Annotated in this window: 23 protein-coding genes, 1 tRNA gene and 1 pseudogene; 10 read left to right on the top strand and 15 right to left on the bottom strand. The window is 74.8% G+C overall.

Translation table 11 applies throughout. The annotated features are described in order from the left end of the window. Nucleotides 1–346 precede the first annotated feature (346 nt). Complete coding sequence (locus ACIRS1_RS13765; RefSeq protein ID WP_402839150.1) at nucleotides 347–1,735, top strand: serine hydrolase domain-containing protein; 1,389 nt, start codon at nucleotides 347–349, stop codon at nucleotides 1,733–1,735. 63 nt (nucleotides 1,736–1,798) lie between these two features. On the opposite strand, the gene ACIRS1_RS13770 is transcribed toward ACIRS1_RS13765, so the two are convergent. Beyond that, on the bottom strand, nucleotides 1,799–2,860 hold the full coding sequence (locus tag ACIRS1_RS13770) for an ATP-dependent DNA ligase (protein ID WP_402839152.1): 1,062 nt from the start codon (nucleotides 2,858–2,860) through the stop codon (nucleotides 1,799–1,801). Nucleotides 2,861–2,997: 137 nt separating this feature from the next. On the opposite strand from ACIRS1_RS13770, the gene ligD reads away from it, so the two are divergent. After that, nucleotides 2,998–4,005: a non-homologous end-joining DNA ligase gene (gene ligD, locus ACIRS1_RS13775; protein WP_402839154.1), complete on the top strand. Its 1,008-nt coding sequence runs from the start codon at nucleotides 2,998–3,000 to the stop codon at nucleotides 4,003–4,005. A 60-nt stretch (nucleotides 4,006–4,065) separates the two neighbouring features. After that, a pseudogene (locus ACIRS1_RS13780) lies at nucleotides 4,066–4,527 on the top strand (GNAT family N-acetyltransferase); the annotation flags it as partial. Nucleotides 4,528–4,576: 49 nt separating this feature from the next. Here ACIRS1_RS13780 and ACIRS1_RS13785 read toward each other — a convergent pair. The 3 genes from ACIRS1_RS13785 to ACIRS1_RS13795 all read right to left on the bottom strand — a co-directional run bounded on the left by ACIRS1_RS13785 (nucleotide 4,577) and on the right by ACIRS1_RS13795 (nucleotide 6,183). After that, nucleotides 4,577–5,098, bottom strand: coding sequence for a hypothetical protein (locus ACIRS1_RS13785; protein ID WP_402839157.1), 522 nt, complete (start codon nucleotides 5,096–5,098; stop codon nucleotides 4,577–4,579). A 120-nt stretch (nucleotides 5,099–5,218) separates the two neighbouring features. After that, complete coding sequence (locus tag ACIRS1_RS13790; protein WP_402839160.1) at nucleotides 5,219–5,704, bottom strand: GNAT family N-acetyltransferase; 486 nt, start codon at nucleotides 5,702–5,704, stop codon at nucleotides 5,219–5,221. Continuing rightward, nucleotides 5,698–6,183: a rhodanese-like domain-containing protein gene (locus tag ACIRS1_RS13795; protein WP_402839162.1), complete on the bottom strand. Its 486-nt coding sequence runs from the start codon at nucleotides 6,181–6,183 to the stop codon at nucleotides 5,698–5,700. Before ACIRS1_RS13795 ends, ACIRS1_RS13790 begins: the two co-directional genes overlap by 7 nt. A 228-nt stretch (nucleotides 6,184–6,411) precedes the next feature. Here ACIRS1_RS13795 and ACIRS1_RS13800 point away from each other — a divergent pair. Further along, nucleotides 6,412–6,488, top strand: a tRNA-Met gene (locus ACIRS1_RS13800). Between the two features lie 82 nt (nucleotides 6,489–6,570). On the opposite strand, the gene ACIRS1_RS13805 is transcribed toward ACIRS1_RS13800, so the two are convergent. After that, a complete protein-coding gene (locus tag ACIRS1_RS13805) occupies nucleotides 6,571–7,770 on the bottom strand; it encodes an 8-amino-7-oxononanoate synthase (RefSeq protein WP_402839163.1) in 1,200 nt (399 codons plus the stop codon). Between the two features lie 201 nt (nucleotides 7,771–7,971). Here ACIRS1_RS13805 and ACIRS1_RS13810 point away from each other — a divergent pair, with 201 nt between their 5' ends. Further along, on the top strand, nucleotides 7,972–10,464 hold the full coding sequence (locus tag ACIRS1_RS13810; protein WP_402839289.1) for a DEAD/DEAH box helicase: 2,493 nt from the start codon (nucleotides 7,972–7,974) through the stop codon (nucleotides 10,462–10,464). A 114-nt stretch (nucleotides 10,465–10,578) separates the two neighbouring features. On the opposite strand, the gene ACIRS1_RS13815 is transcribed toward ACIRS1_RS13810, so the two are convergent. Beyond that, a complete protein-coding gene (locus ACIRS1_RS13815) occupies nucleotides 10,579–11,487 on the bottom strand; it encodes a hypothetical protein (protein ID WP_402839165.1) in 909 nt (302 codons plus the stop codon). Between the two features lie 270 nt (nucleotides 11,488–11,757). Between ACIRS1_RS13815 and bioB the strand changes: the two genes are divergently transcribed. The 4 genes from bioB to ACIRS1_RS13835 are packed head-to-tail and all read left to right on the top strand — an operon-like array spanning nucleotide 11,758 to nucleotide 15,605. Next, complete coding sequence (gene bioB, locus ACIRS1_RS13820; protein WP_402839167.1) at nucleotides 11,758–12,987, top strand: biotin synthase BioB; 1,230 nt, start codon at nucleotides 11,758–11,760, stop codon at nucleotides 12,985–12,987. A gap of 28 nt (nucleotides 12,988–13,015) precedes the next feature. Beyond that, a complete protein-coding gene (locus tag ACIRS1_RS13825) occupies nucleotides 13,016–14,320 on the top strand; it encodes an adenosylmethionine--8-amino-7-oxononanoate transaminase (RefSeq protein WP_402839169.1) in 1,305 nt (434 codons plus the stop codon). After that, complete coding sequence (gene bioD / locus ACIRS1_RS13830) at nucleotides 14,317–15,105, top strand: dethiobiotin synthase (RefSeq protein WP_402839171.1); 789 nt, start codon at nucleotides 14,317–14,319, stop codon at nucleotides 15,103–15,105. Before ACIRS1_RS13825 ends, bioD begins: the two co-directional genes overlap by 4 nt. 53 nt (nucleotides 15,106–15,158) lie before the next feature. Further along, on the top strand, nucleotides 15,159–15,605 hold the full coding sequence (locus tag ACIRS1_RS13835) for a hypothetical protein (RefSeq protein ID WP_402839173.1): 447 nt from the start codon (nucleotides 15,159–15,161) through the stop codon (nucleotides 15,603–15,605). 79 nt (nucleotides 15,606–15,684) lie between these two features. Here the strand turns inward: ACIRS1_RS13835 and ACIRS1_RS13840 are convergent, their stop codons facing one another. Next, entirely contained in the window at nucleotides 15,685–16,680 is a 996-nt protein-coding gene (locus ACIRS1_RS13840) for a helix-turn-helix domain-containing protein (protein ID WP_402839175.1), read from the bottom strand. 225 nt (nucleotides 16,681–16,905) lie between these two features. Then, nucleotides 16,906–17,595, bottom strand: a complete 690-nt coding sequence (locus ACIRS1_RS13845) for a helix-turn-helix domain-containing protein (RefSeq protein WP_402839177.1) — start codon at nucleotides 17,593–17,595, stop codon at nucleotides 16,906–16,908. Between the two features lie 112 nt (nucleotides 17,596–17,707). Between ACIRS1_RS13845 and ACIRS1_RS13850 the strand changes: the two genes are divergently transcribed. Continuing rightward, on the top strand, nucleotides 17,708–19,144 hold the full coding sequence (locus ACIRS1_RS13850; RefSeq protein WP_402839179.1) for an aminopeptidase P family protein: 1,437 nt from the start codon (nucleotides 17,708–17,710) through the stop codon (nucleotides 19,142–19,144). Between the two features lie 75 nt (nucleotides 19,145–19,219). Here ACIRS1_RS13850 and ACIRS1_RS13855 read toward each other — a convergent pair whose 3' ends face one another. The 7 genes from ACIRS1_RS13855 to ACIRS1_RS13885 all read right to left on the bottom strand — a co-directional run bounded on the left by ACIRS1_RS13855 (nucleotide 19,220) and on the right by ACIRS1_RS13885 (nucleotide 25,951). Further along, nucleotides 19,220–19,657 (bottom strand): GNAT family N-acetyltransferase, encoded by a 438-nt coding sequence (locus ACIRS1_RS13855; RefSeq protein WP_402839182.1) that lies wholly within the window; start codon nucleotides 19,655–19,657, stop codon nucleotides 19,220–19,222. Between the two features lie 153 nt (nucleotides 19,658–19,810). Further along, nucleotides 19,811–20,095 carry a hypothetical protein gene (locus tag ACIRS1_RS13860; protein ID WP_360219477.1) on the bottom strand — a complete coding sequence of 95 codons (285 nt, stop codon included), beginning with the start codon at nucleotides 20,093–20,095 and terminating at the stop codon, nucleotides 19,811–19,813. A gap of 201 nt (nucleotides 20,096–20,296) precedes the next feature. Further along, entirely contained in the window at nucleotides 20,297–20,968 is a 672-nt protein-coding gene (locus tag ACIRS1_RS13865; RefSeq protein ID WP_402839184.1) for a class I SAM-dependent methyltransferase, read from the bottom strand. Between the two features lie 29 nt (nucleotides 20,969–20,997). Continuing rightward, entirely contained in the window at nucleotides 20,998–22,266 is a 1,269-nt protein-coding gene (locus ACIRS1_RS13870) for an ABC transporter permease subunit (RefSeq protein WP_360219513.1), read from the bottom strand. 59 nt (nucleotides 22,267–22,325) lie between these two features. Beyond that, nucleotides 22,326–23,105, bottom strand: a complete 780-nt coding sequence (locus ACIRS1_RS13875; RefSeq protein ID WP_387899619.1) for an ATP-binding cassette domain-containing protein — start codon at nucleotides 23,103–23,105, stop codon at nucleotides 22,326–22,328. Nucleotides 23,106–23,172: 67 nt separating this feature from the next. Continuing rightward, nucleotides 23,173–24,300, bottom strand: coding sequence for a sugar ABC transporter substrate-binding protein (locus ACIRS1_RS13880; RefSeq protein ID WP_402839187.1), 1,128 nt, complete (start codon nucleotides 24,298–24,300; stop codon nucleotides 23,173–23,175). Between the two features lie 310 nt (nucleotides 24,301–24,610). Further along, nucleotides 24,611–25,951 (bottom strand): sensor histidine kinase, encoded by a 1,341-nt coding sequence (locus ACIRS1_RS13885; RefSeq protein WP_402839189.1) that lies wholly within the window; start codon nucleotides 25,949–25,951, stop codon nucleotides 24,611–24,613. Between the last annotated feature and the right edge of the window lie 80 nt (nucleotides 25,952–26,031).

Below are 26,031 nucleotides of genomic sequence, written 5' to 3' on the forward strand. Positions count from 1 at the left end.
CGAGGAATTCTTAAGGGCGGCCACAGCTGGGCTAAACGATCGTGCCCGAGCTGGGGACGGGGGCCGGTGCGGCGTGCCGGTGCTCACCCGTCCGGCCGAGCGCGGGGCGCCACCCGCGACACCGACCGCCCGGCGGGCCCGGTGCCCTGCACCCGGACGGCGGCCCGGCCGGGTGCCGGGCCGCCGTCCGGTTGGGACACCCGGCTGACCGGGGCAGCCGTTCGGGCCAGCGCCGCCGCCGCCGGCGCGCGGGCGCCCGCCGGCGGTGCTTACCGTGGCGGGGCTCCCCCACGGCCCCGTGGCGCAGCGCTCCGGGGCTCCCGGCCGCAGAGAGGCGCCCGCGCAGATGACCGACACCCGACGGCCGCGTCCGGCCGCACCCCGCACCACCGGCCGCGTGAGCGCCGCCGCGCTGGCCCTGACCGGGCTGCTCGCCGCCGCGGCCTGCTCCGGCGGGTCGACCACCGCCCGGCAGTCCGGCGAGCCGGCCGTGACCGCCGAGCCCGTCGCGGTCAGCCCGTCCGCCGGCACCCCCGGCTCGCCGGCCCCGTCCGCCGCGGGCTCCTCCGGCGCCGTGGTGCCGCTGACGGCCGACGTCGCCAAGCAGTTGGACGCCGCGATCACCCGGGTGATGAGCCAGGCCGCCGTCCCCGGCGTCAGCGTCGGGATCACCACCCCCACCGGCACCTACGTGAAGTCCTTCGGCGTCGCCGACAAGGTCTCCGAGACGCCGATGGACCCGGGGCTGCGGATGCGGATCGGCAGCGAGACCAAGACCTTCACGGCGACGGCCGTCCTACGGCTGGTGGACCAGGGCAAGGTCCGCCTGGACGACCCGATCTCCAAGTACGTGGACGACGTGCCCGGCGGCGACGGCATCACCGTGCGCCAGCTCGGCGAGATGCGCAGCGGGCTGTTCCCGTACTCCTCCGACCCGGACTTCGTGAACACCCTGATCAGCGACCCGAACCGGGTGTTCACACCGGACCAGCTGCTCAAGTACGGGTACAACCACCAGGCCCTGTTCTCGCCGGGCGAGCAGTTCCAGTACAACAACAGCAACTACATCATCCTCGGCAAGCTGCTGGAGAAGGTCGGCGGGCAGGCGGCCGGGCCGTTCATCAAGGACCAGGTGATCACGCCCGCCGGGCTCGGCCAGACGCTCTTCCCGGTGGGCGCGGAGTTCCCCGACCCGCACGCCCACGGCTACACCGACCAGACGCCCGACGGGTCGATCCAGGACGCCACCGACTGGGACCCGTCCTGGGCCTGGACCGCCGGGGCGATCATCTCCACCCTCGCCGACCTGCAGAGCTGGGCCAAGACCGCGGCCACCGGGACCCTCCTCAAGCCGGCCACCCAGGCCGAACGGTTGAAGACCCTGCCGACCGGCGACCCCGGGGTCGGCTACGGCTTCGGGATCTTCGACAACAACGGGTGGATCGGGCACAACGGCTCGCTGCCCGGCTACGAGAGCGTGGCGGTCTACCTGCCGCAGGCGCAGAGCACGCTGACGATCCTGCTCAACACCGACGTGCTGTACCAGGGTTCGGAGCCGTCCTCGCTGTTCGCGAACGAGATCACGAAGATCATCTCGCCGAGGAACCCCTACTCGATCCCGCCGGCGACCGCCGCCCCGTCCCCGCCGGCCTCCGGGTCGGGTTCGGGTTCGGGCACCGGCTCGGGCTCCGGCACGCCGACCGGCACCGGATCCCCCTCCACCGTGCGGACCTGACGGCCCGGCGGCAGTCGGCGCGGCGCCCGGCCCCTCCCGGTGGAGGGGCCGGGCGCCGCGGCGTCAGATCCCCAGCACGCGCGCCAGGTCGTACGAGACCGGCTCCTCCAGCTGCGCGTAGGTGCAGCTCTCCGGCGTGCGGTCCGGCCGCCAGCGGCGGAACTGCGCGGTGTGCCGGAAGCGGGTGCCCTCCAGGTGGTCGTAGGCCACCTCGACCACCCGCTCGGGGCGCAGCGCGATCCACGAGAGGTCCTTGCCGCCGGTCCACCGGCTGACCGCGCCGGGCAGCCGCCCCTCGGCGTGGGCGGCCTCGTCCGCCCAGGCCCCCCAGGGGTGCCCGGAGAGCTCGGCCATCCGCAACGGGGCCAGCTCCTCGGCCAGTTCGCGGCGCCGGGCCATCGAGAAGGCCGCGCAGACGCCGACGTGCTGCAGCCGCCCCTCGGCGTCGTTGATGCCGAGCAGCAGCGAGCCGACCACCGGGCCGCTCTTGTGCTCGCGGTAGCCGGCCACCACGCAGTCGGCGGTGCGCTCGTGCTTGATCTTGAACATGGTCCGCTCGCCCGGCCGGTAGGGCTGGTCCAGCGGCTTGGCCACCACGCCGTCCAGCCCGGCGCCCTCGTACTCGGCGAACCAGGTCTGCGCCACGTCGCGGTCGGTGGAGGCCGGGGCGGTGAACACCGGGTCCGCCGCCCCGCCGAGCGACGCCTCCAGCGCCTCCCGGCGCACCGACAGCGGCTCGTCCAGGAACGGGACGTCCCCGAGCGCGAGCAGGTCGAAGGCGACGAAGGAGGCCGGTGTCCGCTCCGCCAGCAGCCGCACCCGGCTCGCCGCCGGGTGGATCCGCTCCAGCAGCTCCTCGAAGCGCAGCCGGCCGTCCCGGGCGATCACCACCTCGCCGTCCAGCACGCAGCGGGGCGGCAGCTCGCGCTTCAGCGCGTCGACCAGTTCGGGGAAGTACCTGGTCAACGGCTTGCCGGTGCGGCTGCCGAGCTCCACCTCGTCGCCGTCGCGGAACACGATCGTGCGGAAGCCGTCCCACTTGGCCTCGTACTGCATCCCGGGCGGGATCCTGGCCACCGACTTGGCGAGCATGGGTGCCACCGGCGGCATCACGGGCAGGTCCATGGCTCCGATCCTCGCGCGCCCGGTGCGAAGCCGCGCGCCGGGCGGCAGGCGGCGGGCGGTGGGCACCTGGCGGCGGCGGGCTGCGGGCGGTGGGCGAAAAGGCGCGCGCCGGGCGCGGCGCCCTTAGCGTGAGAGGCATGGGCTCAGCCGTCGAACTGGATGCCGCCGGGCGCACCGTCCGGCTGTCGAACCCGGACAAGGTGTACTACCCGGAGCGCGGCTTCACCAAGCTGGACGTCGCGCAGTACTACCTGGCCGTCGCCGACGGGGTCCTGCGCGGGCTGCGCGACCGGCCCACCACGCTGCAGCGCTTCCCGGACGGCGTGGAGGGCGAGTTCTTCTACCAGAAGCGCGCCCCCAAGGGCCTGCCGGAGTGGCTGCCCACCGCCCGGATCAGCTTCCCCAGCGGCCGCTCCGCCGACGAGATCTGCCCGACCGAACCGGCCGCCGTCCTGTGGGCCGCCAACCTCGGCTGCCTCACCTTCCACCCCTGGCCGGTCCGCCGCACCGACACCGAGCACATCGACGAACTTCGCGTCGACCTCGACCCGCAGCCCGGCACCGACTTCCGTGACGCCGTCCGCGCAGCCCACGAACTGCGTTCCCTGCTCGGCGAGTTCGGACTGCGCGGCTGGCCCAAGTCGTCCGGCGGCCGCGGCCTGCACGTCTACGTGCCGCTCGCACCCGAATGGACCTTCACCGATGGGCGGCACGCCGTGATCGCGCTCGGCCGCGTCCTGGAACAGCGAATGCCCGGCCGGGTCACCACCGCCTGGTGGAAGGAGGAGCGCGGCGAGCGGATCTTCGTCGACTACAACCAGATGGCCCGCGACCGCACCATCGCCTCCGCCTACTCGCTGCGCGCCCGCCCCCGGGCCACCGCCTCCACCCCGCTGCGCTGGGAGGAGCTCGACGACGCCTCCCCCGAGGACTTCGACCTGCGCACCGTCCCCGCCCGCTTCGCCGAACTCGGCGACCTGAACGCGGAGATGGACGGCCAGGCGTTCCGGCTGGAGGGTCTGCTGGAGCTCTACGACAAGCAGCTCCACGACGAGGGCCTCGGTGAGCTGCCCTACCCGCCCGACCACCCCAAGGCCGCCGGCGAACCGACCAGGGTCCAGCCCAGCCGTGCCAGGAAGCAGTGACCGGCCGCGGCCACCGAGTGATCGGCTAGGCTGACGCCGCCCCGGGGGGGGGACGGCCGGGCGGCCACCCCCGGCGACCGACTGGCGGCGCCGCTCTGCCCGCCCTTCCTCACCGCCCTCGCCCGGCGCACCGGCCGGATCGTCAACAACACATCGACCTGCTGACCGTGGCCCCCCGGCTGCCCGGCCCGCCGCCGCTGACCCCGGCCGAGGACCGGGAGCACCCGCGCGTCGTCCGGGCGCTGCGCTACCGCGACGACGTCCGGGTGTACACCGCCGACGGCGGCGTGCTGGTCCTGGGCCGCGGCGTCGCCGGACGCTGGGAATGCGCGGTCGAGCGACCCGCAGGCGCGCGGGCGCGGCCTCGGCCGGGCCCTGGCCACCGGCGCCCGGCACCTGCTGCCCGAGGGCGACGTCGTCTGGGCGCAGCAGGCGCCCGGCAACGCCACCAGCGTCCGGGCCTTCCAGGCCGCCGGCGACCGGCCCGTCGGCGCCGAGACGCTGCTGGTGGTGGACCCGTGACGCACCCGGCCGCCGACCCCGGCGCCGCCCCGGCCCGGCCCGGCGGGCCTCACTGACCGGTCATGGTCAGCGCGAACCAGAAGACGCCCCCCAGCGCCACCAGGGTCGCCAGCAGGACGCCCGCCACCACCCCGGACAGCACCAGCCCCCGCCCGACCGGCCACGCGTACAGCCCGGCGCCGGCGGCGAGCACCCCGGCCACGGCGGGCACCAGGGCCAGCGCCAGCAGCGTCAGCGTGCGGGCCACCTCGGCGTCCGAGACCACGTGGCAGTCGTCGCCCCGGCAGCCCACCCGGACGTCCGAGCCGACCGTCGCCCCGGCGAACACCCGTGCCTGCTCCAGCGCCGGTCCGCCGTCGTCCGGGTGGAACACCCCCCGGCAGTCCGAGGGCGGCGGCCCGTCCTCGTAGGCCGGGATCAGGCACCGCTCCGCCCGGAACACCCCGGGCGCGCCGACCCAGCCGGCCGCCTGCTCGAACTGGCGCACCGGGCCGCCCGCGAGCCACACGGCCAGCCACACCAGCGCCACCCCGGCCACCACCGGCCCCCAGCGCCGAGCCGTCACCGCCATCCGCCACCCCCCGGTCCGCCCACCCCGTGCGTGTGACGCCGCGGACGCCCGGACGGTTGCACCGGCCGGGCGGGAACGGCACCGCCGAGCCGACGGGGTGACCGCCCGCAGGCGTCGGGATCAGCCGCCCGCCGGGCGGACGGGCAGCGAGAACCTGACCTTGGGCCGGGCCAGGGCCCCCGCGCGGCGGTAGAAGCGGATGGCGTCGGCGTTCCAGTCGGGTGTCTGCCACTGCAGCTCCCCCGCGCCGCGGGCGGCCGCCGCGTCCCGCACGGCGTCGAGCAGGGCGCGGCCCCAGCCCGCTCCCCGGTGCGGCTCGGTGACGAACAGGCAGTCCAGGTGGGCGTGGTCGGCCGCCTGCCAGGTGGAGAACTCCAGGGACCAGGTGGCGTAGCCGACCGGTTCGCCGCCGTGGTCGACGACGAGGCACCAGGCTCTCGGGCGCGCCGCGAACAGGGCGGGCGCCAGGCGGGCGGCGAGGTCGGCGGGCACCGGTCCGGCCTGCTCGTGGGCGGCGTGGGCGGCGCACAGGCGGGCCAGGGCGGGCAGGTCGGCGGCGGTGGCCGGGCGGATCACACCGCCCGGCCGCGCGGTGTCCGTCAGCATGCGCAGGAGATGCCCGAGCGCGGGGCGGTCAGGTCGTCCACGGGGCGCCGCTCCGTCCCGGTGGCACTGTCGTAGGCGAAGCCCTCGCGCACCCAGTACTCGAAGCCCCCGAGCATCTCCTTGACCTGGTAGCCGAGGCGGGCGAAGGCCAGCGCCGCGCGGGTCGCGCCGTTGCAGCCGGGGCCCCAGCAGTAGGTGACCACGGTCCGGGCCGGGTCGATCAGCTGCGGCGCGAGTTCGGCGATCCGGGCGGTGGGGATGTGCAGGGAGCCGGGGATGCGGCCCTGGTTCCAGCCGGCCTCGCTGCGGGTGTCGACCACCACAACCCCGGGAACGCCGGCCAGCAGGTCGGCGTGCACGTCGGAGACGTCGGCCTCGAAGGCGAGCCGGGCGGCATAGTGGGCGGCGGCCTCGGCCGGGGCGGCGGCGGGCACGCTCATGACGGCACTGGCGATCTCGGCGGAAGCGGTCGAAGACATCCGGGCACCTCGTGTTCTCGCTGGTCAGGGCGGGTTTCGCCGGGCCGTTCCGGGTTTCCCGGTCGGCGACGGCTCCATCCTCCGACCCCGGGCCCCGCCCCCACGAGTGGCGTGAACGCCTGAGGTCGTGAAGATCCCGCCAGCCCCGGGCCCGGCGTGCCGCCGGGGGCGCCGGCCGGGAACCGGGTTGGTGATCTCCGCCCGGTGCCGTACAGTCGGTCTCACCGACGCGGGGTGGAGCAGCTCGGTAGCTCGCTGGGCTCATAACCCAGAGGTCGCAGGTTCAAATCCTGTCCCCGCTACCACGTAGCCCGAAGGGGCGGACACGCGTTGCGTGTCCGCCCCTTCGGCGTTCCGGCGCCCCGCGGGGCGCCGGGGCCGCCCCGGTCAGTGCTCCCGGGCGCCCGCCGGGGCCAGCTCCGCGATGATCCGCACCGCGTCGGCGACCTGGGCGTCCGTCAGGTCGCCGCGCGCCGTCAGCCGCAGCCGGGACACCCCGTCCGGGACGGACGGCGGGCGGAAGCAGCCCACGGCCAGGCCGGCCCGGCGGCAGTCGGCGGCCCAGGCCACGGCGGCCTCCGGCCCCGGGGCCCGGACCGACACCACGGCCGCGTCCGGCTCGCAGGCCCGCAGCCCGGCGGCGGTGAGCCGGGCGGCCAGGGCGCGCGCCACTTCGCGGGTGCGCTCGGCCCGGTGCGGCTCGGCGCGCAGCAGGCGCAGCGCGGCGAGCGCGGCGCCGGCGGCGGCCGGGGCGAGGCCGGTGTCGAAGATGAAGGTGCGGGCGGTCTCGGTGAGGTGGCGGATCACCCGGTGCGGCCCGAGCACGGCGCCGCCCTGCGAGCCGAGCGACTTGGAGAGGGTGACGGTGGCGACGGTGTCCGGCTGCCCGGCGAGCCCGGCGGCCGCCAGGGCCCCGCTGCCGCCGGGGCCGAGGACGCCCAGGCCGTGCGCGTCGTCGACCAGCAGCGCCGCGCCGTGCGCGCGGACCGCGGCGGACAGCCCGGCCAGCGGCGCGGCGTCGCCGTCCACCGAGAACACCGAGTCGCTGACCACCAGCGCCCGCCGCCGGGTGCGGCCGGCGAGCACCTCCCGGACGGCGTCCGGGTCGCTGTGCGGGGCCCGGTGGACGTCCGCGCGGGCGAGCCGGCAGCCGTCGATCAGCGAGGCGTGGTTGTAGGCGTCCGACACGATCAGGGTGTCCGGGTCGGTGAGCGCGGTCAGCGCGGCGAGGTTGGCGGTGTACCCGGAGGAGAACACCAGCGCGGCCTCCACCCCGTAGAAGTCCGCCAGCTCCTGCTCCAGTTCGGTGTGCAGGGCCGTCGTGCCGGTCACCAGCCGCGATCCGGTCGACCCGCCGCCCCAGCGCAGGGCCGCAGCGGCCGCCGCGGCCGTGACCGCCGGGTGCCGGGTCAGCCCCAGGTAGTCGTTGCCCGCCAGGTCGAGCACCGCGTCCTCGGCCGACCGGCTGCGCAGGGTGCGCGTCAGCCCGGCGTCGGCGCGCAGCCCGGCGGCCTCGTCCAGCCAGTCGAACACGGCCTCCGGGGCCAGGTCAGTGGTGTGCGTCGGGGACGCGAGCGGGTGGACCATGCCCGGCACTCTGGCACGCCCGGCACCCCCGATCAATGTGCGCCTCCGCACAGCCCGCGCACCGCCCGTCCGGGGCCGCGCGGCGCCCGCCCCGGCCCGCGGCCCGGTCGCGCCCCGGTCGTGCCCCGGTCGTGCCCGGGCCGGGCTTTGCCCGCGGTGGCGGCCAGCAGGCAAGATAGCCGGGTGACCCTCCTTGATCTGATGCCGAAGCCCGCCACGCCCGATGCGCTGTACGAGACGTTCGCCGCGTGGACGGAGGAGCGCGGGATCACGCTCTACCCGGCGCAGGAGGAGGCGCTGATCGAGCTGGTGTCGGGGAACAACGTCATCCTGGCCACGCCGACCGGGTCGGGGAAGAGCCTGGTGGCGGCGGGGGCGCACTTCGCGGCCCTGGCGGAGGGCCAGCGGACCTTCTACACGGCGCCGATCAAGGCGCTGGTGTCGGAGAAGTTCTTCGACCTGGTCAAGATCTTCGGCACCGAGCAGGTCGGCATGATGACCGGCGACGCGAGCGTGAACCCGACCGCGCCGATCATCTGCTGCACGGCCGAGGTGCTGGCGCAGATCGCGCTGCGGGACGGCTCCCGGGCGGACATCGGCCAGGTCGTGATGGACGAGTTCCACTTCTATGCCGAGCCGGACCGCGGCTGGGCCTGGCAGATCCCGCTGCTGGAGCTGCCGCAGGCGCAGTTCCTGCTGATGTCCGCGACGCTGGGCGACGTCCGCCGGTTCGAGGAGGACCTGACGCGCCGCACCGGCCGGCCGACGACGGTGGTGCGCAACGCGACCCGTCCGGTGCCGCTGTTCTACGAGTACCGCCGCACCACCCTGCACGACACCCTGGAGGAGCTGCTGCAGACCGGCCAGGCGCCGGTCTACGTCGTGCACTTCACGCAGAAGGAGGCGGTGGAGCGGGCGCAGTCGCTGATGAGCATCAACATGTGCTCGAAGGCGGAGAAGGAGGCCATCGCCGACCTGATCGGCAACTTCCGCTTCACCACCAAGTTCGGCCGCAACCTGTCCCGTTACGTGCGGCACGGCATCGGCGTGCACCACGCGGGCATGCTGCCGAAGTACCGCCGGCTGGTCGAGCGCCTCGCCCAGGCCGGCCTGCTGAAGGTGATCTGCGGGACGGACACCCTGGGCGTCGGCGTGAACGTGCCGATCCGCACGGTGCTGTTCACGGCGCTGTCCAAGTACGACGGCAACCGGGTGCGGATCCTGCGCGCCCGCGAGTTCCACCAGATCGCCGGCCGGGCCGGCCGGGCCGGCTTCGACACCGTCGGCCAGGTGGTGGCGCAGGCGCCGGAGCACGTGATCGAGAACGACAAGGCGATCGCGAAGGCCGGCGACGACCCGAAGAAGAAGCGCAAGGTGGTGCGGAAGAAGGCCCCGGAGGGCTTCGTCGGCTGGACGGAGGAGACCTTCGACCGGCTCATCGCGGCCGACCCGGAGCCGCTGGTCTCCCGGTTCAAGGTGAGCCACGCGATGCTGCTGTCGGTGATCGGCCGCCCGGGCAACGCCTTCGAGGCGATGCGCAAGCTCCTCACCGACAACCACGAGGACCGGCCGGCGCAGCGCCGGCACATCCGCACCGCGATCGCGATCTACCGCTCCCTGCTGGTCGGCGGCGTGGTCGAGCGGCTGCCGGAGCCGGACTCCGAGGGCCGGATCGTCCGCCTCACCCTGGACCTGCAGGAGAACTTCGCGCTCAACCAGCCGCTCTCCACCTTCGCGCTGGCCTCCTTCGAGCTCCTCGACCCGACCTCGCCCTCGTACGCGATGGACGTCGTCTCGGTGGTCGAGGCCACCCTCGACGACCCGCGGCAGATCCTCGCCTCGCAGCAGAACAAGGCCCGCGGCGAGGCCGTCGGCGAGATGAAGCGTGACGGCGTCGAGTACGAGGAGCGGATGGAGCGGCTGCAGGAGATCACCTACCCGAAGCCGCTGGAGGAACTGCTCACCCACGCCTACGAGGTGTACCGCCGGGCGCACCCGTGGATCGGCGACCACCAGCTGGCGCCCAAGTCCGTGGTCCGCGACCTGTACGAGCGGGCGATGACCTTCTCGGACTACGTCGGCTTCTACGAGCTGGCGCGCACCGAGGGCATCGTGCTCCGCTACCTGGCGGGCGCCTACAAGGCGCTGGAGCAGACCGTCCCCGAGGACGTGAAGACCGACGACCTGAAGGACGTCATCGCCTGGCTCGGCGAGCTGGTCCGCCAGGTCGACTCCAGCCTGCTGGACGAGTGGGAGCAGCTGGCCAACCCGACCGACCCGCAGGCCCCCGAGGTGGCCCTGGACGACCGGCCGGCGCCGGTCACCGCCAACGCGCGGGCGTTCCGGGTGCTGGTGCGCAACGAGATGTTCCGCCGCGTGGAGCTGTGCGCGCTGGAGCACTACGAGGAGCTCGCCGAGCTGGACGGCTCCTACGGCTGGGACGCGGACCGCTGGGCGGACGCCATGGACGGCTACTGGGACGAGTACGACGACCTGGGCACCGGCCCGGACGCGCGCGGCCCGAAGATGCTGCTCATCGAGGAGGAGGACTCCGCCTGGCGGGTCCGGCAGATCTTCGACGACCCGGAGGGCGACCACGACTGGGGCATCAGCGCCGAGGTCGACCTGTTCGGCTCGGACGAGGAGGGCCGCGCGGTGCTGCGGGTCACCGCGGTGGACCGGCTCGGCGGCTGACCGGCCGCCGCCCCGGCCGACCGCTCGTGGAACGGCCGGGGCCCGGAGGGGGTGCGTCCCCTCCGGGCCCCGGCCGTTCGTCACGTGCGGGCTCTCGTCCCGCCCGGCCCGCCGTCACATCCAGACGAACGGCGCGCCCGCGGCGTAGGAGAGCGCCCGGTTGGCCTCGTCCAGGATCTGCTCGTTGCTGGGCGCCGGCCCCGACGGCACCGCGACCGGAGCGCTCGGGACGGGCGAGGCGCCGGCGCCGGGCGTCCGGGCGTCGCTCAGCCGCGAGTTGGTCACCGTCACGTAGTGCCCGACGGCCGCGACCCGCGGCTCCACGGCCGCCTTGGGCGCACCGGACGGCGCCACGGGCGCGGCGGAGGCGTCGGGGAGGATGAAGGCGAGCGCCCCGGGCTTGCCCCGCAGGGTCTCCGCCGCCTTGACGGCGGCGGCCTGGTCGCCGAAGCGCAGCACGGTCACGCTGCTGAGCACCGGGCGGTCCTGGCCGGTGAAGCTGAGGGTCAGGTAGGCCTGGCAGCCGCTGTCCCTGAGCAGCTCCTGGGTGCGGTCCTGCAGCACCTCGGTGCAGTTCTCGCCCTGCCGGATGCCGTTGCGCCGGGCCTTGTACGCGCCCGCCTCGATCGGGCGCTGGGGCGGGAAGTAGGCGTCCGCGACGAGGCCCTCCGGGTCGGTGCGCGGCGGCGGGGCGCCGACCACCGGCGGGGTCCTGGACGCGTCCTTGCTGGAGGGGCCGAGCCCCGGTATGTAGTCGCCGGGCATCGGGCGGGTGATGATCCATCCGCCGGCGGCGACCACGCCGACCACCACGACCCAGCCGACCGCCCGGCGGGCCGTCAGGCGCCGGTTGCGGCCGCCGGTCCGGCCGGGTGACCGGCCGCCGGTGAGGTCCTGCTCCGTGCCGGCGGCATCCCCGCCCGCAAGCTCCGCGCCCGCGCCGGCGGCCCCGCCGGTCCGCCGCCCTGCCTGGCCGTTCAGGCCCTCTCCCGGAGTCGGGGTGCGCTCCCCCTGCGTGGTCATGGCGCAGATTCTAAGCAACCGCCGGGTGGCCCAGGTCACGGGGTGGGCGGTTGTCGATCATCGTCCGCGGAGCCCCGGGCCGGGCCGCCCGCCGTCACTGCCGGCCCGCGCGGACTACCCGCCGGTAGCCCCGGCTCCGCGCCGGCGTCAAGCGCGTGACCAGGGGCGACGCCGTGAGCTTCGACACTGTGGCAAGTGGCACATCCTTCCACGGATCTTCTGGCGGGTTTCCTCTGGCGTCATTCGAGCGGCACCAGGCAGGATCGCCCCATGGATCTGCTCGATACCCTCACCGCCAAGGGCCTGCGCGGCGAAGTCCCGACCCGCGAGGAGGCGCTGGCCGTCCTCGCCACCACCGACGACGAGCTGCTGGACGTGGTCGCCGCGGCCGGCAAGGTGCGCCGCCGCTGGTTCGGCCGCCGCGTCAAGCTCAACTACCTGGTGAACCTGAAGAGCGGGCTCTGCCCGGAGGACTGCAACTACTGCTCGCAGCGGCTGGGCTCCAAGGCCGAGATCCTCAAGTACACCTGGCTCAAGCCGGACCAGGCCGCCGACGCCGCCCGCGCCGGTGTGGCCGGCGGCGCCAAGCGGGTCTGCCTGGTCGCCAGCGGCCGCGGCCCGACGGACCGTGACATCGACCGGGTCACCGACACCATGGCCGCCATCAAGGAGGCTGACCCGGCGGTCGAGATCTGCGTCTGCCTGGGCCTGCTCTCCGACAACCAGGCGGAGCGGCTGAAGGCGGCCGGCGCGGACGCCTACAACCACAACCTCAACACCTCCGAGGCCACCTACGGCGACATCACCACCACCCACACCTACGCGGACCGGGTGGACACCGTGCAGAAGGCGCACGGCGCGGGCCTGTCGGCCTGCTCCGGCCTGATCGCGGGCATGGGCGAGAGCGACGAGGACCTGGTCGACGTGGTGTTCGCGCTGCGCGAGCTCGGCTCGGACTCCGTCCCCGTCAACTTCCTCATCCCCTTCGAGGGCACCCCGCTCGCCAAGGAATGGAACCTCACCCCGCAGCGCTGCCTGCGCATCCTGGCGATGGTCCGCTTCGTCAACCCGGACACCGAGGTGCGGATCGCCGGCGGGCGCGAGGTGCACCTGCGCTCGATGCAGCCGCTCGGCCTGCACGTCGCCAACTCGATCTTCCTCGGCGACTACCTGACCAGCGAGGGCCAGGCCGGGCAGGCCGACCTCGACATGATCAAGGACGCCGGCTTCGAGGTCGAGGGCGCCGGCGAGGCCACCCTGCCGCGCCACCGCGCCGACGTCGCGGCGGCGGCCTCCGGCTGCGGGACGACCGCCTCCTCCCCCTGCGGCACCGCCGCGTCCGCCTGCGGCAGCGGCGGCGGCTGCGGGCCGTGCGGCGGCCACGGCCACGCCGAGCCGGCCGCGGACGCCCCGGCCTCGGAGCCGGTCGACGAGCTGCGCGACGACCTCGTCAAGGTCCGCCGTCGCGGCGCCGGCACCGAACTCGCGCCCAACTCCTGACCGTTCCACCACCCTGGAGTCGCCCACCATGCCCCCGCTCCCCGCGGACTCGCTGCTCGCCCTCGACCGCGCCCACGTCTGGCACCCGTACGGACCGATGCCCGGCACCGCCACCCCGTACGTGGTCGAGTCCGCGTCCGGCGTCCGGCTGCGCCTGGCCGAGCCGGTCCCGGGCGGGCACCGCGAGCTGGTCGACGGGATGTCGTCCTGGTGGGCGGCCATCCACGGCTACCGGCACCCGGTGCTGGACGAGGCCGTGCGCGAGCAGCTGGGGCGGATGAGCCACGTGATGTTCGGCGGGCTCACCCACGAGCCCGCCGTGCGGCTCGCGGCGAGGCTCGTCGAGATCACCCCGGAGCCGCTGCAGCACGTCTTCCTCGCCGACTCGGGCTCGGTGTCCGTCGAGGTCGCGATGAAGATGTGCCTGCAGTACTGGCGGTCCACCGGGCGTCCGCAGAAGCACCGGCTGCTCACCTGGCGCGGCGGCTACCACGGCGACACCTTCCACCCGATGTCCGTCTGCGACCCGGACGGCGGCATGCACCACCTGTGGGGCGGGGTGCTGCCCGGGCAGCTCTTCGCGCCGCAGCCGCCGGCCGGCTTCGACGCGCCGTTCGACGCCGGGTACGCCGCGTCCTTCGAGGAGCTGATGGCGCGCCACGCGGACGAGCTGGCCGCCGTGATCGTCGAGCCGGTCGTCCAGGGCGCCGGCGGGATGCAGTTCCACTCCCCCGCCTACCTGCGGATGCTGCGCGAACTCTGCGACCGCTACGGGGTGCTGCTCGTCTTCGACGAGATCGCCACCGGTTTCGGCCGCAGCGGCGCGCTGTTCGCCGCCGACCACGCGGGCGTCTCCCCGGACGTGATGTGCCTGGGCAAGGCGCTCACCGGCGGGTACCTGACGCTGGCCGCCACCCTGTGCACCGGCGAGATCGCCGACGGCATCAGCCGCGGCGAGGTGCCGGTGCTCGCGCACGGCCCGACGTTCATGGGCAACCCGCTGGCCTGCGCGGCCGCCAACGCCTCGCTGGACCTCCTGCTCGGCCAGGACTGGGCCGTCGAGGTGAAGCGGATCGAGACCGGGCTGCGGGCCGGCCTCGCCGGGGCGGCCGGACTGCCGGGCGTGCGGGACGTGCGGGTCCGCGGGGCCATCGGCGTGGTGCAGCTGGACCACCCGGTGGACGTCGCCGCCGCCACCGGGGCCGCCGCCCGCGAGGGCGTGTGGCTGCGCCCCTTCCGGGACCTGATCTACACCATGCCCCCCTACGTGTCGCAGGACGAGGACGTGGCCCGCATCGCGGCCGCCGTGACCGCCGCGGCGGTGGCGGGGTGAGCTCGCGCGTCCTGTTCGTCACGGGCACCAACACGGACGTCGGCAAGACCGTCGCGACCGCCGCCGTCGCCTCGGCGGCGCTGCAGGGCGGCCTGCGGGTCGCCGTCCTCAAGCCCGGGCAGACCGGCGTCACCCCGGACGAGCCCGGCGACGCCGCCGAGGTCCGGCGGCTCGCCGGCGCACCGGCGACCGGCGAGCTGGCGACCGGTGCGCTGACCACCACCGAACTGGCCCGCTACCCGGAGCCGTTGGCGCCGGACACCGCCGCCCGGCGGGCCGGGCTGCCCTTCCTCTCCCCCGCCGACGTGGCCGGGGCCGTCGCCGAGCTGGCCGCCACCCACGACCTGGTCCTGGTCGAGGGTGCCGGCGGGCTGCTGGTCCGCTACGACGACGACGGCCGCACCCTCGCCGACCAGGCCCGGGCCGTCCTGGACGCCGGGCTGGCGGCCGAGGTGCTGCTGGTGGCCGCCGCCGCGCTGGGCACGCTGAACATCGTCTCGCTCACGGCCGAGGCCCTGGCCGCCCGCCGGCTCCCGCTCGCGGGCGTCCTGGTCGGCTCCTGGCCGGAGCGGCCGGGCCTCGCCGAGCGGTGCAACCTCGCCGACCTGCCGCGCTCGGCCGGCGCCCCGCTGCTCGGCGCACTGCCCGAACGGGCCGGCGCCGCCAGCGACTTCCCGGCCCTCGCGCTCACCTCGCTGGCCCCCGGACTGGGCGGCACCTGGGACGCCCAGCAGTTCGCCGACGCCCACCGGCCCGAACCGCCGCCGCTTCGCTCGAAGGGGTGACGCCCCGCCCCGAACCGGGGACCGGACGGGCGGCGGCTCACTACCGTGCTCGCATGACGGACGGGATGACGGTGGACGAGTCGCTGCGGGCGCTGGCCGCCCTGGAGGCGGCGTGGAAGGACGACGACGAGGCGCTGGCCGCCCTGGCCGCGGGCGGCGCCGACGAGCGCGCGCTCCCGGCGCTGGTCGCCGCGTACGGCGAGCACGCGATGGACACCCTGATGGCGCTGGCGTTCGGGTTGCGCTCCAGCATGAGCGACGAGGAGATCGCGGAGCTCTCCGACGCCGTCGGCTCCACCGTCGGCGCCCGGATGAGCACCCTGCTCACCCGGGCCCTCAAGACCTGGGGCGAGCTCGCCGACCGGGACGACCTCACGGCGACCAGGGCCATCGCCCACGCCGTGATCGACGCCATGCGCGCCGTCACGGAGGACCCGAGCCGGACCGAGGTCCTGCCGCTGCTCGCCACCTTCCGCAGCTACGCCCTCGCCAACCCCTGAGCACCGGCCAGGTGGGTCGGCCACGGGCCTCGCCACAGGCCTGCCCTGCCCCGCCTGTCCTGCCTGCCCTGTCCTGCGGTCAGGCCGGCACCCGGGGCGGCGGGTTGTCGCGCAGGAGGTCGTGGCCGACCTCGGTGACGGTGTGGCGGACCTGCTTGCCCTCGCGCCGGGTGCCGATCAGGCCGGCCGCGCGCAGCGCGGCGGCGTGGGCGGAGGCCGAGGGCGGGGTGACGCCGAGGCGCCGGGCGAGTTCGGTGGTGGAGCAGCCCCCGGCGACGGCGCGCAGGACCCGGGCCCGGGCGGGGCCGAGGGCGGCGGCGAGTCCGTCGGCGGCCTGCGGCCGGGGCGCGGGCTCGGCGGCCGGGGCGCCGAGCGGGTGCAGCAGCAGGCTCTGGCGGTCCGGTCCGGCCAGGAGGCCGATGCTCTGCTGGACGAAGTAGTTGGGCCGCAGCTCCAGGCCCCGGCCGGCCAGGTCGAAGGAGCCCTCCAGCTCGCCGAGGGTGCACTCCAGCACGCCCTCGTCCCGCCAGACCGCGTTGGGGTGGAGCGAGTCGAGCATCGCGCCGATCCCGGAGCGGGCTGCGGTGCTGGCCCGCACCGCGATGTCGGCCTCCAGGGCGCGGCGGATGTCGGGCCAGTCCGGGGCGAGGCAGGAACGGAACAGCGCCCAGGCGCCGTCGCCGACCTCGCGCAGGCCCCGGGCGCCGTCGTCGCGCAGCCGGGCGAGGGCGGTCGGGAGGCCGGCCCCGCTGCCGAACATCGCGACGCCCTCCTCGACGGCCTGTTGGGGGACGGCGAGGAGGGCGTCGAGTTCGTCGTCCAGCTGCCGGCGGACGGCGTCGAGGTCCGCCACCATGAAGTCGGGGACGCCGATCGCACTGGCGTTGACCACGTCGAGGAAGCGCCTGGCCCGGTCGGGCACGTGGCGGCGGGCGTCCCGCCACCAGCGTTCGCTGCGCGAGCCGGTGCCCTGGTGCACGCCCTGCCGGGCCGAGCCGGCCATCAGGTGGTCGAGCGGCGATATGACGAAGCGGGTCCTCGCGAGGTCCGCGACCCCGAACCTCAGTGCGATCACGAACCTTCCTCCGGCTCCCCGCAGCCACCCCTGACCTGGCGCGATCTTGACTATTAGGCCCAGAGGCTAATGCATGGCCGTCCGGCGGCCGCCCTTGGCATGCTCGTCCCGTCGGCGCGACGGGGACCCGCTCCGGCCCCCACCGCGAGGGGAGTGGGGGCCGGAGCATCCCCGGCCGCCCGTTCGGTTCAGCGAACGAACGGCGGCCCTGGCGAACCGCACCGGTCAGTGCGCGCCCCCTGGCGACGGCCCCAGGGCCGGTCGGGCCGCGGGCTCCAGCGCCGCCCTCCCCGCCGCCCCGTCCGCCGCCGCCCCGCCCGGCCCCGCTCCGCCGTCCGCGAGGTGCAGCCGCTGCTCCGCCCGGTACTGCAGCAGCAGCACCGAACGGACCGGCTCGCCGCCGACGGCGGTGTAGGAGTGCGGCAGCGAGGCGTCGAAGCCGACGTAGTCACCGGGGCCGAGCTCCAACTCGCGGCGGCCCGCCCTGACCCGCAGTCGGCCGGACTGCACGACGGTGTGCTCGGTGCCGGTGTGGCCGGCGGAGATCTGCGTGCCGTCGGTGCGAACCTGCTGGTCGTAGACCTCGAACACCACGCCCTCCGCCTCGATCCGGCGCAGCGGGCGCAGGTCGACGCCGCGCCCGCTCAGCACCTCGGCGTCGGCCGCCCGCACCACCGTGACCTCCTCGGCGGGCCGCCCCTCCACCAGGTCGGAGATCGGCACGCCGAGCACCCGGGAGAGCCCGAACACCGTCTCCAGGGTCGGGTTGCCGGTGCCGGACTCCAGCTGGGAGAGGGTCGCCTTGCCGATCCCGGCCCGCCGGGACACCTCGGAGAGCGACAGCCCCTGCTGGGCCCGGACACGCTTCAGGTTGGCGGCGAGGACGCCCCGGACGGATCCCTCGGAGTCGCTCACGCTCGACCTCTTCTCTTCGGACTCTGTTCGATATACCGTACGGGACGCATGCCGACGGACGGGTCAGCGTAGCGAGACACCCCACGTCCACCACCCTCACCAGGAGACCGCAGTGACCGAGTCCGCCGACACCATCACGTACCGGAAGAACGGCCTGACCCGCGGGGTGACCGAAGAGCTCGCCGAGAGCATGAAGCACGGCTGGGCCGACACCGAACGGTCGGACCTCGCGCCGCTCCCGCAGGCCGGGCACACCGCCCGCCGCCGCGCCGAGCTGTCCGCCGCCTTCCCCGGCGAGCTCCTGGTGGTCCCGGCCGGCAACCCCAAGGTACGGGCCAACGACACCGACTACCCGTTCCGCCCGACCTCCGACTACGCCTACCTCACCGGCGACCGCTCCGAGGACGCGGTGCTGGTCCTGGAGCCCACCGGCGACACCGGCCACCGCGCCGCCGTCTACCTGCGCAACCGCTCCGACCGGGAGAACGGCGAGTTCTGGCTCGACACCCACGGCGAGCTGTGGGACGGCCGCCGCAACAGCCTGACCGAGAACGAGCGCCTGCTCGGCCTGCCCTGCCGGGACGTCCGCGGCGTCCGGGCGGACCTGCGGGCCGCCACCGCGCCGGTGCGGGTGCTGCGCGGCCACGACGCGGGCGTCGACGAGACCCTGCACGAGCGGGCCACCGCCGAGCGGGACGAGGAGTTCCGGGTCTTCCTGTCCGGCCAGCGCCTGGTCAAGGACGCGTTCGAGATCGCCGAGCTGCGCTTCGCCTGCGAGGCCACCGCCCGCGGCTTCGAGGACGTCGTGCGGGTGCTCGGCGCCGACACCGAGACGGCGGAGCGGCTGATCGAGGGCACCTTCTTCGTCCGCGCCCGGGTCGAGGGCAACGACGTCGGCTACGGCACGATCGCGGCGGCCGGCGCGCACGCCACCACCATGCACTGGGTCCGCAACGACGGCCGCGCGAAGCCGGGCGAGCTGCTGCTGCTCGACGCAGGCGTGGAGACGCACCACCTCTACACCGCCGACATCACCCGCACGCTGCCCGTCGACGGCCGGTTCAGCGACCTCCAGCGCAAGGTCTACGACGCCGTGTACGCGGCGCAGGAGGCGGGCATCGCCGCGGTGCGGCCCGGCGCCGACTTCCGCGACTTCCACCGCGCCGCGCAGCGCGAGCTCGCCGAACACCTCACCTCCTGGGGCCTGTTCGGCGACCTCACCGCCGACAAGGTCTACGAGCTGGGCCTGCACCGCCGGTTCACCCTGGCCGGCACCGGCCACATGCTCGGCATCGACGTCCACGACTGCGCCCACTCCCGCACCGAGATCCACGTCGACGGCCCGCTGCGCCCGGGCATGGTGCTCACCGTGGAGCCGGGGATCTACTTCCAGCAGGACGACCTGACGGTGCCGGCCGAGTACCGAGGCATCGGCGTCCGGATCGAGGACGACATCCTGGTCACCGAGGACGGCAACGAGAACCTCTCCGCAGCCCTCCCCCGCCGCTCCGACGAGGTCGAGGCCTGGCTGGCCGCCCTGCGCGGCTGACGGAGGCGCCGCCCGCCCCGGCCCGGTCGACGGGCGGGGCGGGCGGCGGCCGGGGCGGACCGGGCCGGGGGCGGATCAGGCCGGCAGCGGCTTGACCCAGCGGCTCCACTGCGGCTCCGGCCGGTACCCGGCGGCCTGCCAGGTGCGGTGGCCCAGGGCGTTGTCGTCGAGCACCATGGCGTCGGCACGGCGGCCGCCCAGCGCGGCGAAGCGCCGCTCCGCGGCGGCCAGCAGGGCGGCGCCGATGCCGCACCGACGGTGGTCGGGGTCGACGGCGAGCCGGTAGAGGTGGCAGCGCCAGCCGTCCCACCCGGCGATGACGGTGCCGAGGACGGTCGCCGGGTCGCCGGCCCGGGTGGCGACGATCAGGCACTCGGGGTCACGGGCGAGCAGCGCGGCCACGCCCGCCGGGTCGTCCGTGATGCTGGCGCCCTTGGCCGCCCTGGCCCAGAGGGCCAGCAGGGCGGGGATCTCGTCGGGGGTGGCGGTGCGCAGGGCGATCTGTTCGGTCATGCGGGCCTGTCTAGCAGCGGGCCCCGGGCCGCCGCCGGGAATTCCGCTCCGCGGACGGCCTTCGGCGGGGACGACGGCGCCGCCCGCCCCGGCCCGGTCGACGGGCGGGGCGGGCGGCGGCGCGAACGCGACGACCGTCAGAAGTGGCGGCCGTCAGAAGTGGCGGCCGGACTCCCGCTCGGACTTCTCGATCTGGTCGATCCGGCGCTGCAGCTGGTCGGCCTGGGCGCGGGCCTTGCGGGCGGCGTCCCGCTCGCCCTCGTGGTCCAGGCGGTTGGCCTTCTGGCGGAGGTCCTGGACCTGCTGGCGCATCTTGTTGAGGTCAACGGTGACGGAGGCGGCCGCCGCGGGCTGGGCGGCGGCGACCTGGGCGACCGTCGCCAGGGCGCCCCCGGCCAGGGCTGCGGTCAGAACGAGGGCCGAGATGCGTCGACGCATGGTGACTCCTTACGGTGGTGCGGTTTCACGGGCCGGAAACCATCTGATTACCGGCCGGTAACCATGGTGGCATGACCGTGCGTCACCGATGGCACCACCGGTGCCCGGGCACCACACCCGCACCACACCCGCACCGAAACCCCATCGCTCCGAAACCCCTCGCACCGAAAGCCCGTCGCTCCGGCACCGGGTGAGCACCCGTCAGCCGAGCCGCCACACCGTGGTGGTCTTGACGGCGGTGTCCTCCAGGTCGGCGACCACCGGCACCCGGTAGTCGGCGAGCGCGGTGAACCGGTCCCGGGGCAGGTAGGCCCGCCCGGGGTCGCCGACGACGACGGTCGCGCCGCGGGCGGCGGCCCGCTCCAGGAAGGGCAGGAAGCGGGCGGCCATCTCCCGCTCGTAGAAGACGTCCCCCGCGAGCACCACGTCAGCCGGGGCGCCGTCGCCGTCGACCAGGTCCACCAGGGCGGCCTCCACCCGCACGCCGTTGGCCCGAGCGTTCAGACCGATCGCGGCCACCGCGTAGGCGTCGATCTCGGCGGCGTACACCGACCGCGCCCCGCACAGGGCGGCGGCGACCCCGACCACCCCGGACCCGGCCGCCACGTCGAGCACCGTCCGCCCGGCGACGAGCTCGGGGTGGTCCAGCAGGTGGCGGCTGACGGCCACCCCGCCGGCCCAGGCGAAGGCCCAGAACGGCGGCGGCAGCCCCACCTCGCCGCGGGCCCGCTCGGTGGTCTCCCACAGGGCGATGGCGTCCTCGGCCATGTGCAGCCGGACCTCGGGGACGAACGGGACGGGCTTCAGCTCGGTCGCGCTCCGCACGAAGGCGAGGTCGGGCTCCGGCTGAAGAGTGCGCAGCTCACTCGGCATGTCGGCAGCATAGGGCCCGCGCCGGGTGCTCACGCCCGGCCGGCCGCCTTCTGGGTGCGCCGGGCCAGCGAGTCGACCACGACGGCGGCCAGCAGCACCAGACCGGTGATCATGAACTGGATGGCGTTGCTCAGGCCCTGGATGTTCATGCCGGACTGGATCGAGCCGATCACCAGGGCGCCGAGCAGCGCCGACCAGGTCTTGCCGCGGCCGCCGAACAGGCTGGTGCCGCCGATGACGGCCGCCGCGATGGCGTTCATCAGCAGGTTCCCGCCGCCGGAGGTCTGGCTGGCGGACTGGATCTGCGCGGCGAGGAAGAGACCGCCGACCGCCGCCATGGTGGAGCAGATGGTGAAGACGCTGATCCGGATCCAGGACACGTTGATGCCGGCCCGGCGGGCGCCCTCGATGTTGCCGCCGAGCGCGAACACCTGGCGGCCGTAGGCGGTGCGGCGCAGCACGAAGTCCAGCACCACGATGAAGACCAGGAAGATCAGCAGGGCCAGCGGCAACCCCTTGTACTGGTTGAGCGTGTAGGCGGCCAGGAAGGCGATGATCGCCAACAGGACGGTGCGCAGCACGACGTCGGCCACCGGCCGGTACGGCACCCCGGCGGCGCGGCGCCGCCGGGCGTCCAGCAGCGAGGCGAGGACGAACAGCGCGACGCCCACCACCGCCGCCCCGTAGGCGGCGGCCTGCTGCCCGTAGATGGTGCTGTAGAGCCGGGAGACGATGTCGGTGCCGGGGAGGTTGACGGTGCCGGTCGCACCGAGCACCTGGAGCATCAGGCCGTTCCAGCCCAGGTTGCCGGCGAGGGTGACGACGAACGCCGGGACGCCGACCTTGGCGAAGAAGACGCCCTGGATGAGGCCGACGACGGCACCGCCCGCGAGGGCGACCAGCAGCGCCACCCACTGGTTGACGCCGTGGGTGACCAGCAGGACGGCGTAGATCGCCGCGCACAGGCCGCTGACCGAGCCGACCGAGAGGTCGATCTCGCCGAGCAGCAGCACGAAGACCACGCCGATCGCGATCATGCCGGTCCCGACGATCTGCTGGGACAGGTTGGAGAGGTTCTGCGCGGACAGGAAGCTGCTGTTCAGGCTGCCGAACACGGCCCAGATCACGATCAGGGCCAGCACCACCGGCAGCGAGCCGAGTTCGCCGCTGCTGAGGCGGCGGCGGAACTCGCCGACGTAGCCCTTGACGCCCTCCTGGCGGACGATCAGCCGCGGGTCGACGGCCGGGGTCGCCTCGGGGGCGACCGGGACGGGCGCGTTGACGCCGCCCTTGGGCATGCTGTCCTCGGGCAGCGGGACGTGCTGGCGCTCGGGCTCGCCCCCGGGGAAGTTCTCGGTCACTGGGAGCCCTCCGTGCCGCGGGCCTGCCGGCGGGTCACGGCGTTGTCCGTGGCGCCGGTGATGGCCGAGATGATCTGTTCCTGGTTGGTGTAGCGCTTGTCGAAGACGCCGTTGTTGCGGCCGAGGCGCAGCACCGCGACGGTGTCCGCGACGGCCATCACGTCCGCCATGTTGTGGCTGATCAGGATCACCCCGAGGCCCTGCTCGCGCAGCCGCTCGACCAGGTCGAGCACCTGAGCGGTCTGCTCGACGCCGAGGGCGGCGGTGGGTTCGTCCAGCATGACGACCTTGGGCGAGCCGATCAGCGCGCGGGCGATCGCGACCACCTGGCGCTGGCCGCCGGAGAGCGAGGCGACGGGGATGCGCACGCTCGGGATGCGGATGGAGAGGGTGTCCAGCAGCGTCCGGGAGCGCTTCTCCATCGCGACCTCGTCGAGGATGCTGAAGCGCCGGATCTCGCGGCCGAGGAAGAGGTTCCCGACCACGTCGAGGTTGTCGCAGAGCGCGAGGTCCTGGTAGACCGTCGCGATGCCCAGGTGCTGGGCGTCCTGCGGCCGGTGGATGGACACCCGGCGGCCCTGCCACTCGATCGACCCGTCGTCCGGCTGGTGCACGCCGGCGATCGACTTCACCAGGGTGGACTTGCCGGCGCCGTTGTCACCGACCAGGGCCAGCACCTCTCCGGCGTGCACCTCCAGTTCGATGTCGGTGAGCGCCTGGACGGCGCCGAACCGTTTGGAGACCCCGCGCAGGGCCAGTACGGTCTCACCTGCCACAGTGACCAACTCCCTTGCCCCGCCTCCGGTGTGGAGGCGGGGCCTGCTCGTTACGGGACGCCGCGGACTACTGGAGGCCGGCCGCGGTGCAGGCGGCGGCGTACTCCGGGGTGCAGATCTGGGCGACGGTGTACAGGCCGTCCTGGACCACGGTGGTCTTGACGTTGTCCTTGTTGACCACGATCGGCGTGATGAGGTTGGACGGCACCTTGTTGCCGCTGCCGCTGGTCGACGAGGTGGGCACCACGGTGGAGGGCAGCGACTGGCCCTGGGCCAGCGTGACGGCCATCTGCGCGGCGGCGTCGGTCTCCGGCTTGAACGGCTTGTAGATCGTCATGGTCTGGGTGCCGACCAGGATCCGCTGGATGGCGTCGAGCTGGGCGTCCTGCCCGGTGAGCGGGGTGTTGATCCCGGCGGCCTTCTGCGCGGTGGCGATACCGGCGGCCATGCCGTCGTTGGCGGAGTAGATGCCGACCACGTTGTTCGGGCCGATCGCGGTGATGCCGGCGGCGGCCTCCTGGTTGGCCGTGTTCGGGTCCCACTGCGGGGTGTCGTACTCCTTGCCGATCTTCAGCTTGCCGTCGATGGCGCTGTGCGCGCCGGCCTTGAAGTCGGCCGCGTTGGGGTCGGTGGGCGAGCCGTTGATCATGATGATCTGGCCGCTGTTCGCCTTGTCCCCGACCGCCGCCACCAGGGCCTGGCCCTGCAGTTGGCCGACCTTGTGGTTGTCGAAGGACACGTAGGCGTCCGCCGGTCCCTGGGCGAGGCGGTCGTAGGCGACCACCTTCACGCCCGCGTCGTGGGCCTTCTGGACGGAGGACTGGATCGACTTGGAGTCCACCGCGTCCAGGATCAGCACCTGGTCGCCCTTGGTCAGGGCGGTGTCCACCTGGGTCTGCTGGAGCGTCGCGTCCTGGTTGGCGTTGTAGTAGTCGATCTGCGCGTCCGGGGCCAGTTCCTTGATCTTCTGCTCGATCAGCGGCCGGTCGAACTGCTCGTAGCGGGTGGTCTTGCTCTCCGGCAGCAGCAGGCCGATCCGCACGGCTCCCCTGCCGCTCACACTCGCGCCGCCCGCGCTGCCCGAGGAGCCGCCACTGCTGGTGGTGGACTGCTTGGCACTGCCGCAGGACGCCGCGCCCAGGCCGAGGGAAACCACTGCGGTCACCGCGAGGACGCGGCGAAGCCCGATGCTCATGAGGAAGCCTCTCCGGTTGAGTTCGCCCCCGCTCCTCCGAGTCTGGGAACCTCCGGCCGTCACCACGATCCCGGCTGGGCCGAACGGGTCACCGGGAGCGTCCGGGCTCGGCCGTCGGAGGGAGCGGCGCACCCGTCGGCGCCCGCCGAGGGCCGTCGACGGCCGTCGACGATGCCGGGCGCGTGCCGGTCGGCGCCGGCGGCGCGTCCGGTGTCCGACCGTCAGCACCCGCTCCGCGCTCACCGCGCCGCGGTCACCGTCCCGCGATCGCCGTCCTGCGGTCACCGGTCCCCCGGTCACCGTCCCGCGGTCACCGGTGCGGGGCCGCCATGGGGAGCTCCGCCCTCAGCCGGGTGCCGGACGGCGCCGGTACGACGGCCAGGGTGCCGCCGTGGTGGCGGGCGATGTCCCGGGCGATCGAGAGGCCGAGTCCGCTGCCGCCCTCGTCCCGGCTACGGGCGTCGTCCAGCCTGGTGAAGCGTTCGAAGACCCGCTCGTGGTCGGCCGGCGGGATGCCCGGGCCGTCGTCCTCCACGTCCAGGACGGCCACGCCCCGGCCGGGGTCGGCGGCCAACCGCACGTGGACGGCGCCGGCCGCGTGCCGGTCGGCGTTGTCGAGCAGGTTGGTGAGCAGCCGCCCGAGCCAGAGCGGGACGCCGTCGACGGCCACCCCCGGGGCGAGGTCGGTGCTGCGCCGGTGCGCCCCGGCCGGGCGGCCCAGCACGGTCGCGGCGACCAGCCCGGTGAGGTCGGTCCGCTGCCGGGGCCGATCCTCGGCCCCGCCGCCCGCGTCGAGCCGGGCGAGCAGCAGCAGGTCGGTGGCGAGGCCCTGCAGCCGGTCGGTGTCCTGGAGCGCGCCGTGCACCAGCTCGGCCCGCACCGCCGGGTCGGGGTGGGTGTCGGCGACCTCCAGCTGCGTGCGCAGCACCGCCAGCGGGCTCCGCAGTTCGTGCGAGGCGTCGGCGATGAACCGGCGCTGGCGCCGTCCGGTGTCCTCCAGCCGGTCGAGCATGGCGTTCATGGTGGCGGCGAGCCGGGCGATCTCGTCGGCGGTGCCGGGTTCGGGCACCCGGCGGTGCAGGTCCTGCCCGGTGATCGCGTCGACCTCGGCCCGGATCGCCTCCACCGGCCGCAGCGCGTGCCCGGTCACCCGCCAGGTCACGACGACCCCGGTGAGCAGCAGCAGCGGGCAGCCGACGGCGAGCGCGGCCCGGGTGGTGTCGAGCGCCTCGTCGGCCGCCCGCAGCGAGGTGCCCGCGTAGACGGTGACCGGCCCGTCCGGGGTGTCGGTGGTGACGGCGGTGAGCCGCTGGCGGTGGTGGTCGTGCAGCGGATCGACGTCGTGGGTGGTGTGCGAGCCGGCCCGGCGGGCGGCGGTGAGGGCCGGCCGGCCGCTCAGGTCCGGGCTGGCGGCGAGGACGGTGCCGTGCGCGTCGACGGCCTGCAGGAAGTCGGTGCCGTGTCCGGCGTGCAGCACGGGTGTGAGCCGCCCCTGGACGGCGAGTTGGGCGACGGTCTCGGCCTGCTGGCGGGTCGCCGAGGCGGCGGAGGCGACCAGGTCCGCGCGCACGGTGGCGAGCAGTCCGGCGCCGGCCAGGGCGAGGGCCGCGGCGAGCACCGTCCCGGCGGCGGCGGTGGCCCGGGCTCGCACCGACCGGGGGACGAACCGGTGCAGCCGGCGCGGGAGCCGCGGGGCACGGAGGGCGCTCGGGAGCCGGGGGACGCGCGGGT

The organism is Kitasatospora sp. NPDC101176 (assembly GCF_044768035.1).
In the GTDB taxonomy this organism is placed as follows: domain Bacteria; phylum Actinomycetota; class Actinomycetes; order Streptomycetales; family Streptomycetaceae; genus Kitasatospora.

What these genes read in the sequence shown, in the direction of transcription:
- ACIRS1_RS13765 (WP_402839150.1), top strand. Translation starts at nt 347, where the DNA reads ATGACCGACACCCGACGGCCGCGTCCGGCCGCACCCCGCACCACCGGC.
- ACIRS1_RS13770 (WP_402839152.1), bottom strand. Translation starts at nt 2,860, where the DNA reads ATGGACCTGCCCGTGATGCCGCCGGTGGCACCCATGCTCGCCAAGTCG.
- ligD (WP_402839154.1), top strand. Translation starts at nt 2,998, where the DNA reads ATGGGCTCAGCCGTCGAACTGGATGCCGCCGGGCGCACCGTCCGGCTG.
- ACIRS1_RS13785 (WP_402839157.1), bottom strand. Translation starts at nt 5,098, where the DNA reads ATGGCGGTGACGGCTCGGCGCTGGGGGCCGGTGGTGGCCGGGGTGGCG.
- ACIRS1_RS13790 (WP_402839160.1), bottom strand. Translation starts at nt 5,704, where the DNA reads ATGCTGACGGACACCGCGCGGCCGGGCGGTGTGATCCGCCCGGCCACC.
- ACIRS1_RS13795 (WP_402839162.1), bottom strand. Translation starts at nt 6,183, where the DNA reads ATGTCTTCGACCGCTTCCGCCGAGATCGCCAGTGCCGTCATGAGCGTG.
- ACIRS1_RS13805 (WP_402839163.1), bottom strand. Translation starts at nt 7,770, where the DNA reads ATGGTCCACCCGCTCGCGTCCCCGACGCACACCACTGACCTGGCCCCG.
- ACIRS1_RS13810 (WP_402839289.1), top strand. Translation starts at nt 7,972, where the DNA reads ATGCCGAAGCCCGCCACGCCCGATGCGCTGTACGAGACGTTCGCCGCG.
- ACIRS1_RS13815 (WP_402839165.1), bottom strand. Translation starts at nt 11,487, where the DNA reads ATGACCACGCAGGGGGAGCGCACCCCGACTCCGGGAGAGGGCCTGAAC.
- bioB (WP_402839167.1), top strand. Translation starts at nt 11,758, where the DNA reads ATGGATCTGCTCGATACCCTCACCGCCAAGGGCCTGCGCGGCGAAGTC.
- ACIRS1_RS13825 (WP_402839169.1), top strand. Translation starts at nt 13,016, where the DNA reads ATGCCCCCGCTCCCCGCGGACTCGCTGCTCGCCCTCGACCGCGCCCAC.
- ACIRS1_RS13835 (WP_402839173.1), top strand. Translation starts at nt 15,159, where the DNA reads ATGACGGACGGGATGACGGTGGACGAGTCGCTGCGGGCGCTGGCCGCC.
- ACIRS1_RS13855 (WP_402839182.1), bottom strand. Translation starts at nt 19,657, where the DNA reads ATGACCGAACAGATCGCCCTGCGCACCGCCACCCCCGACGAGATCCCC.
- ACIRS1_RS13860 (WP_360219477.1), bottom strand. Translation starts at nt 20,095, where the DNA reads ATGCGTCGACGCATCTCGGCCCTCGTTCTGACCGCAGCCCTGGCCGGG.
- ACIRS1_RS13865 (WP_402839184.1), bottom strand. Translation starts at nt 20,968, where the DNA reads ATGCCGAGTGAGCTGCGCACTCTTCAGCCGGAGCCCGACCTCGCCTTC.
- ACIRS1_RS13870 (WP_360219513.1), bottom strand. Translation starts at nt 22,266, where the DNA reads ATGCCCAAGGGCGGCGTCAACGCGCCCGTCCCGGTCGCCCCCGAGGCG.
- ACIRS1_RS13880 (WP_402839187.1), bottom strand. Translation starts at nt 24,300, where the DNA reads ATGAGCATCGGGCTTCGCCGCGTCCTCGCGGTGACCGCAGTGGTTTCC.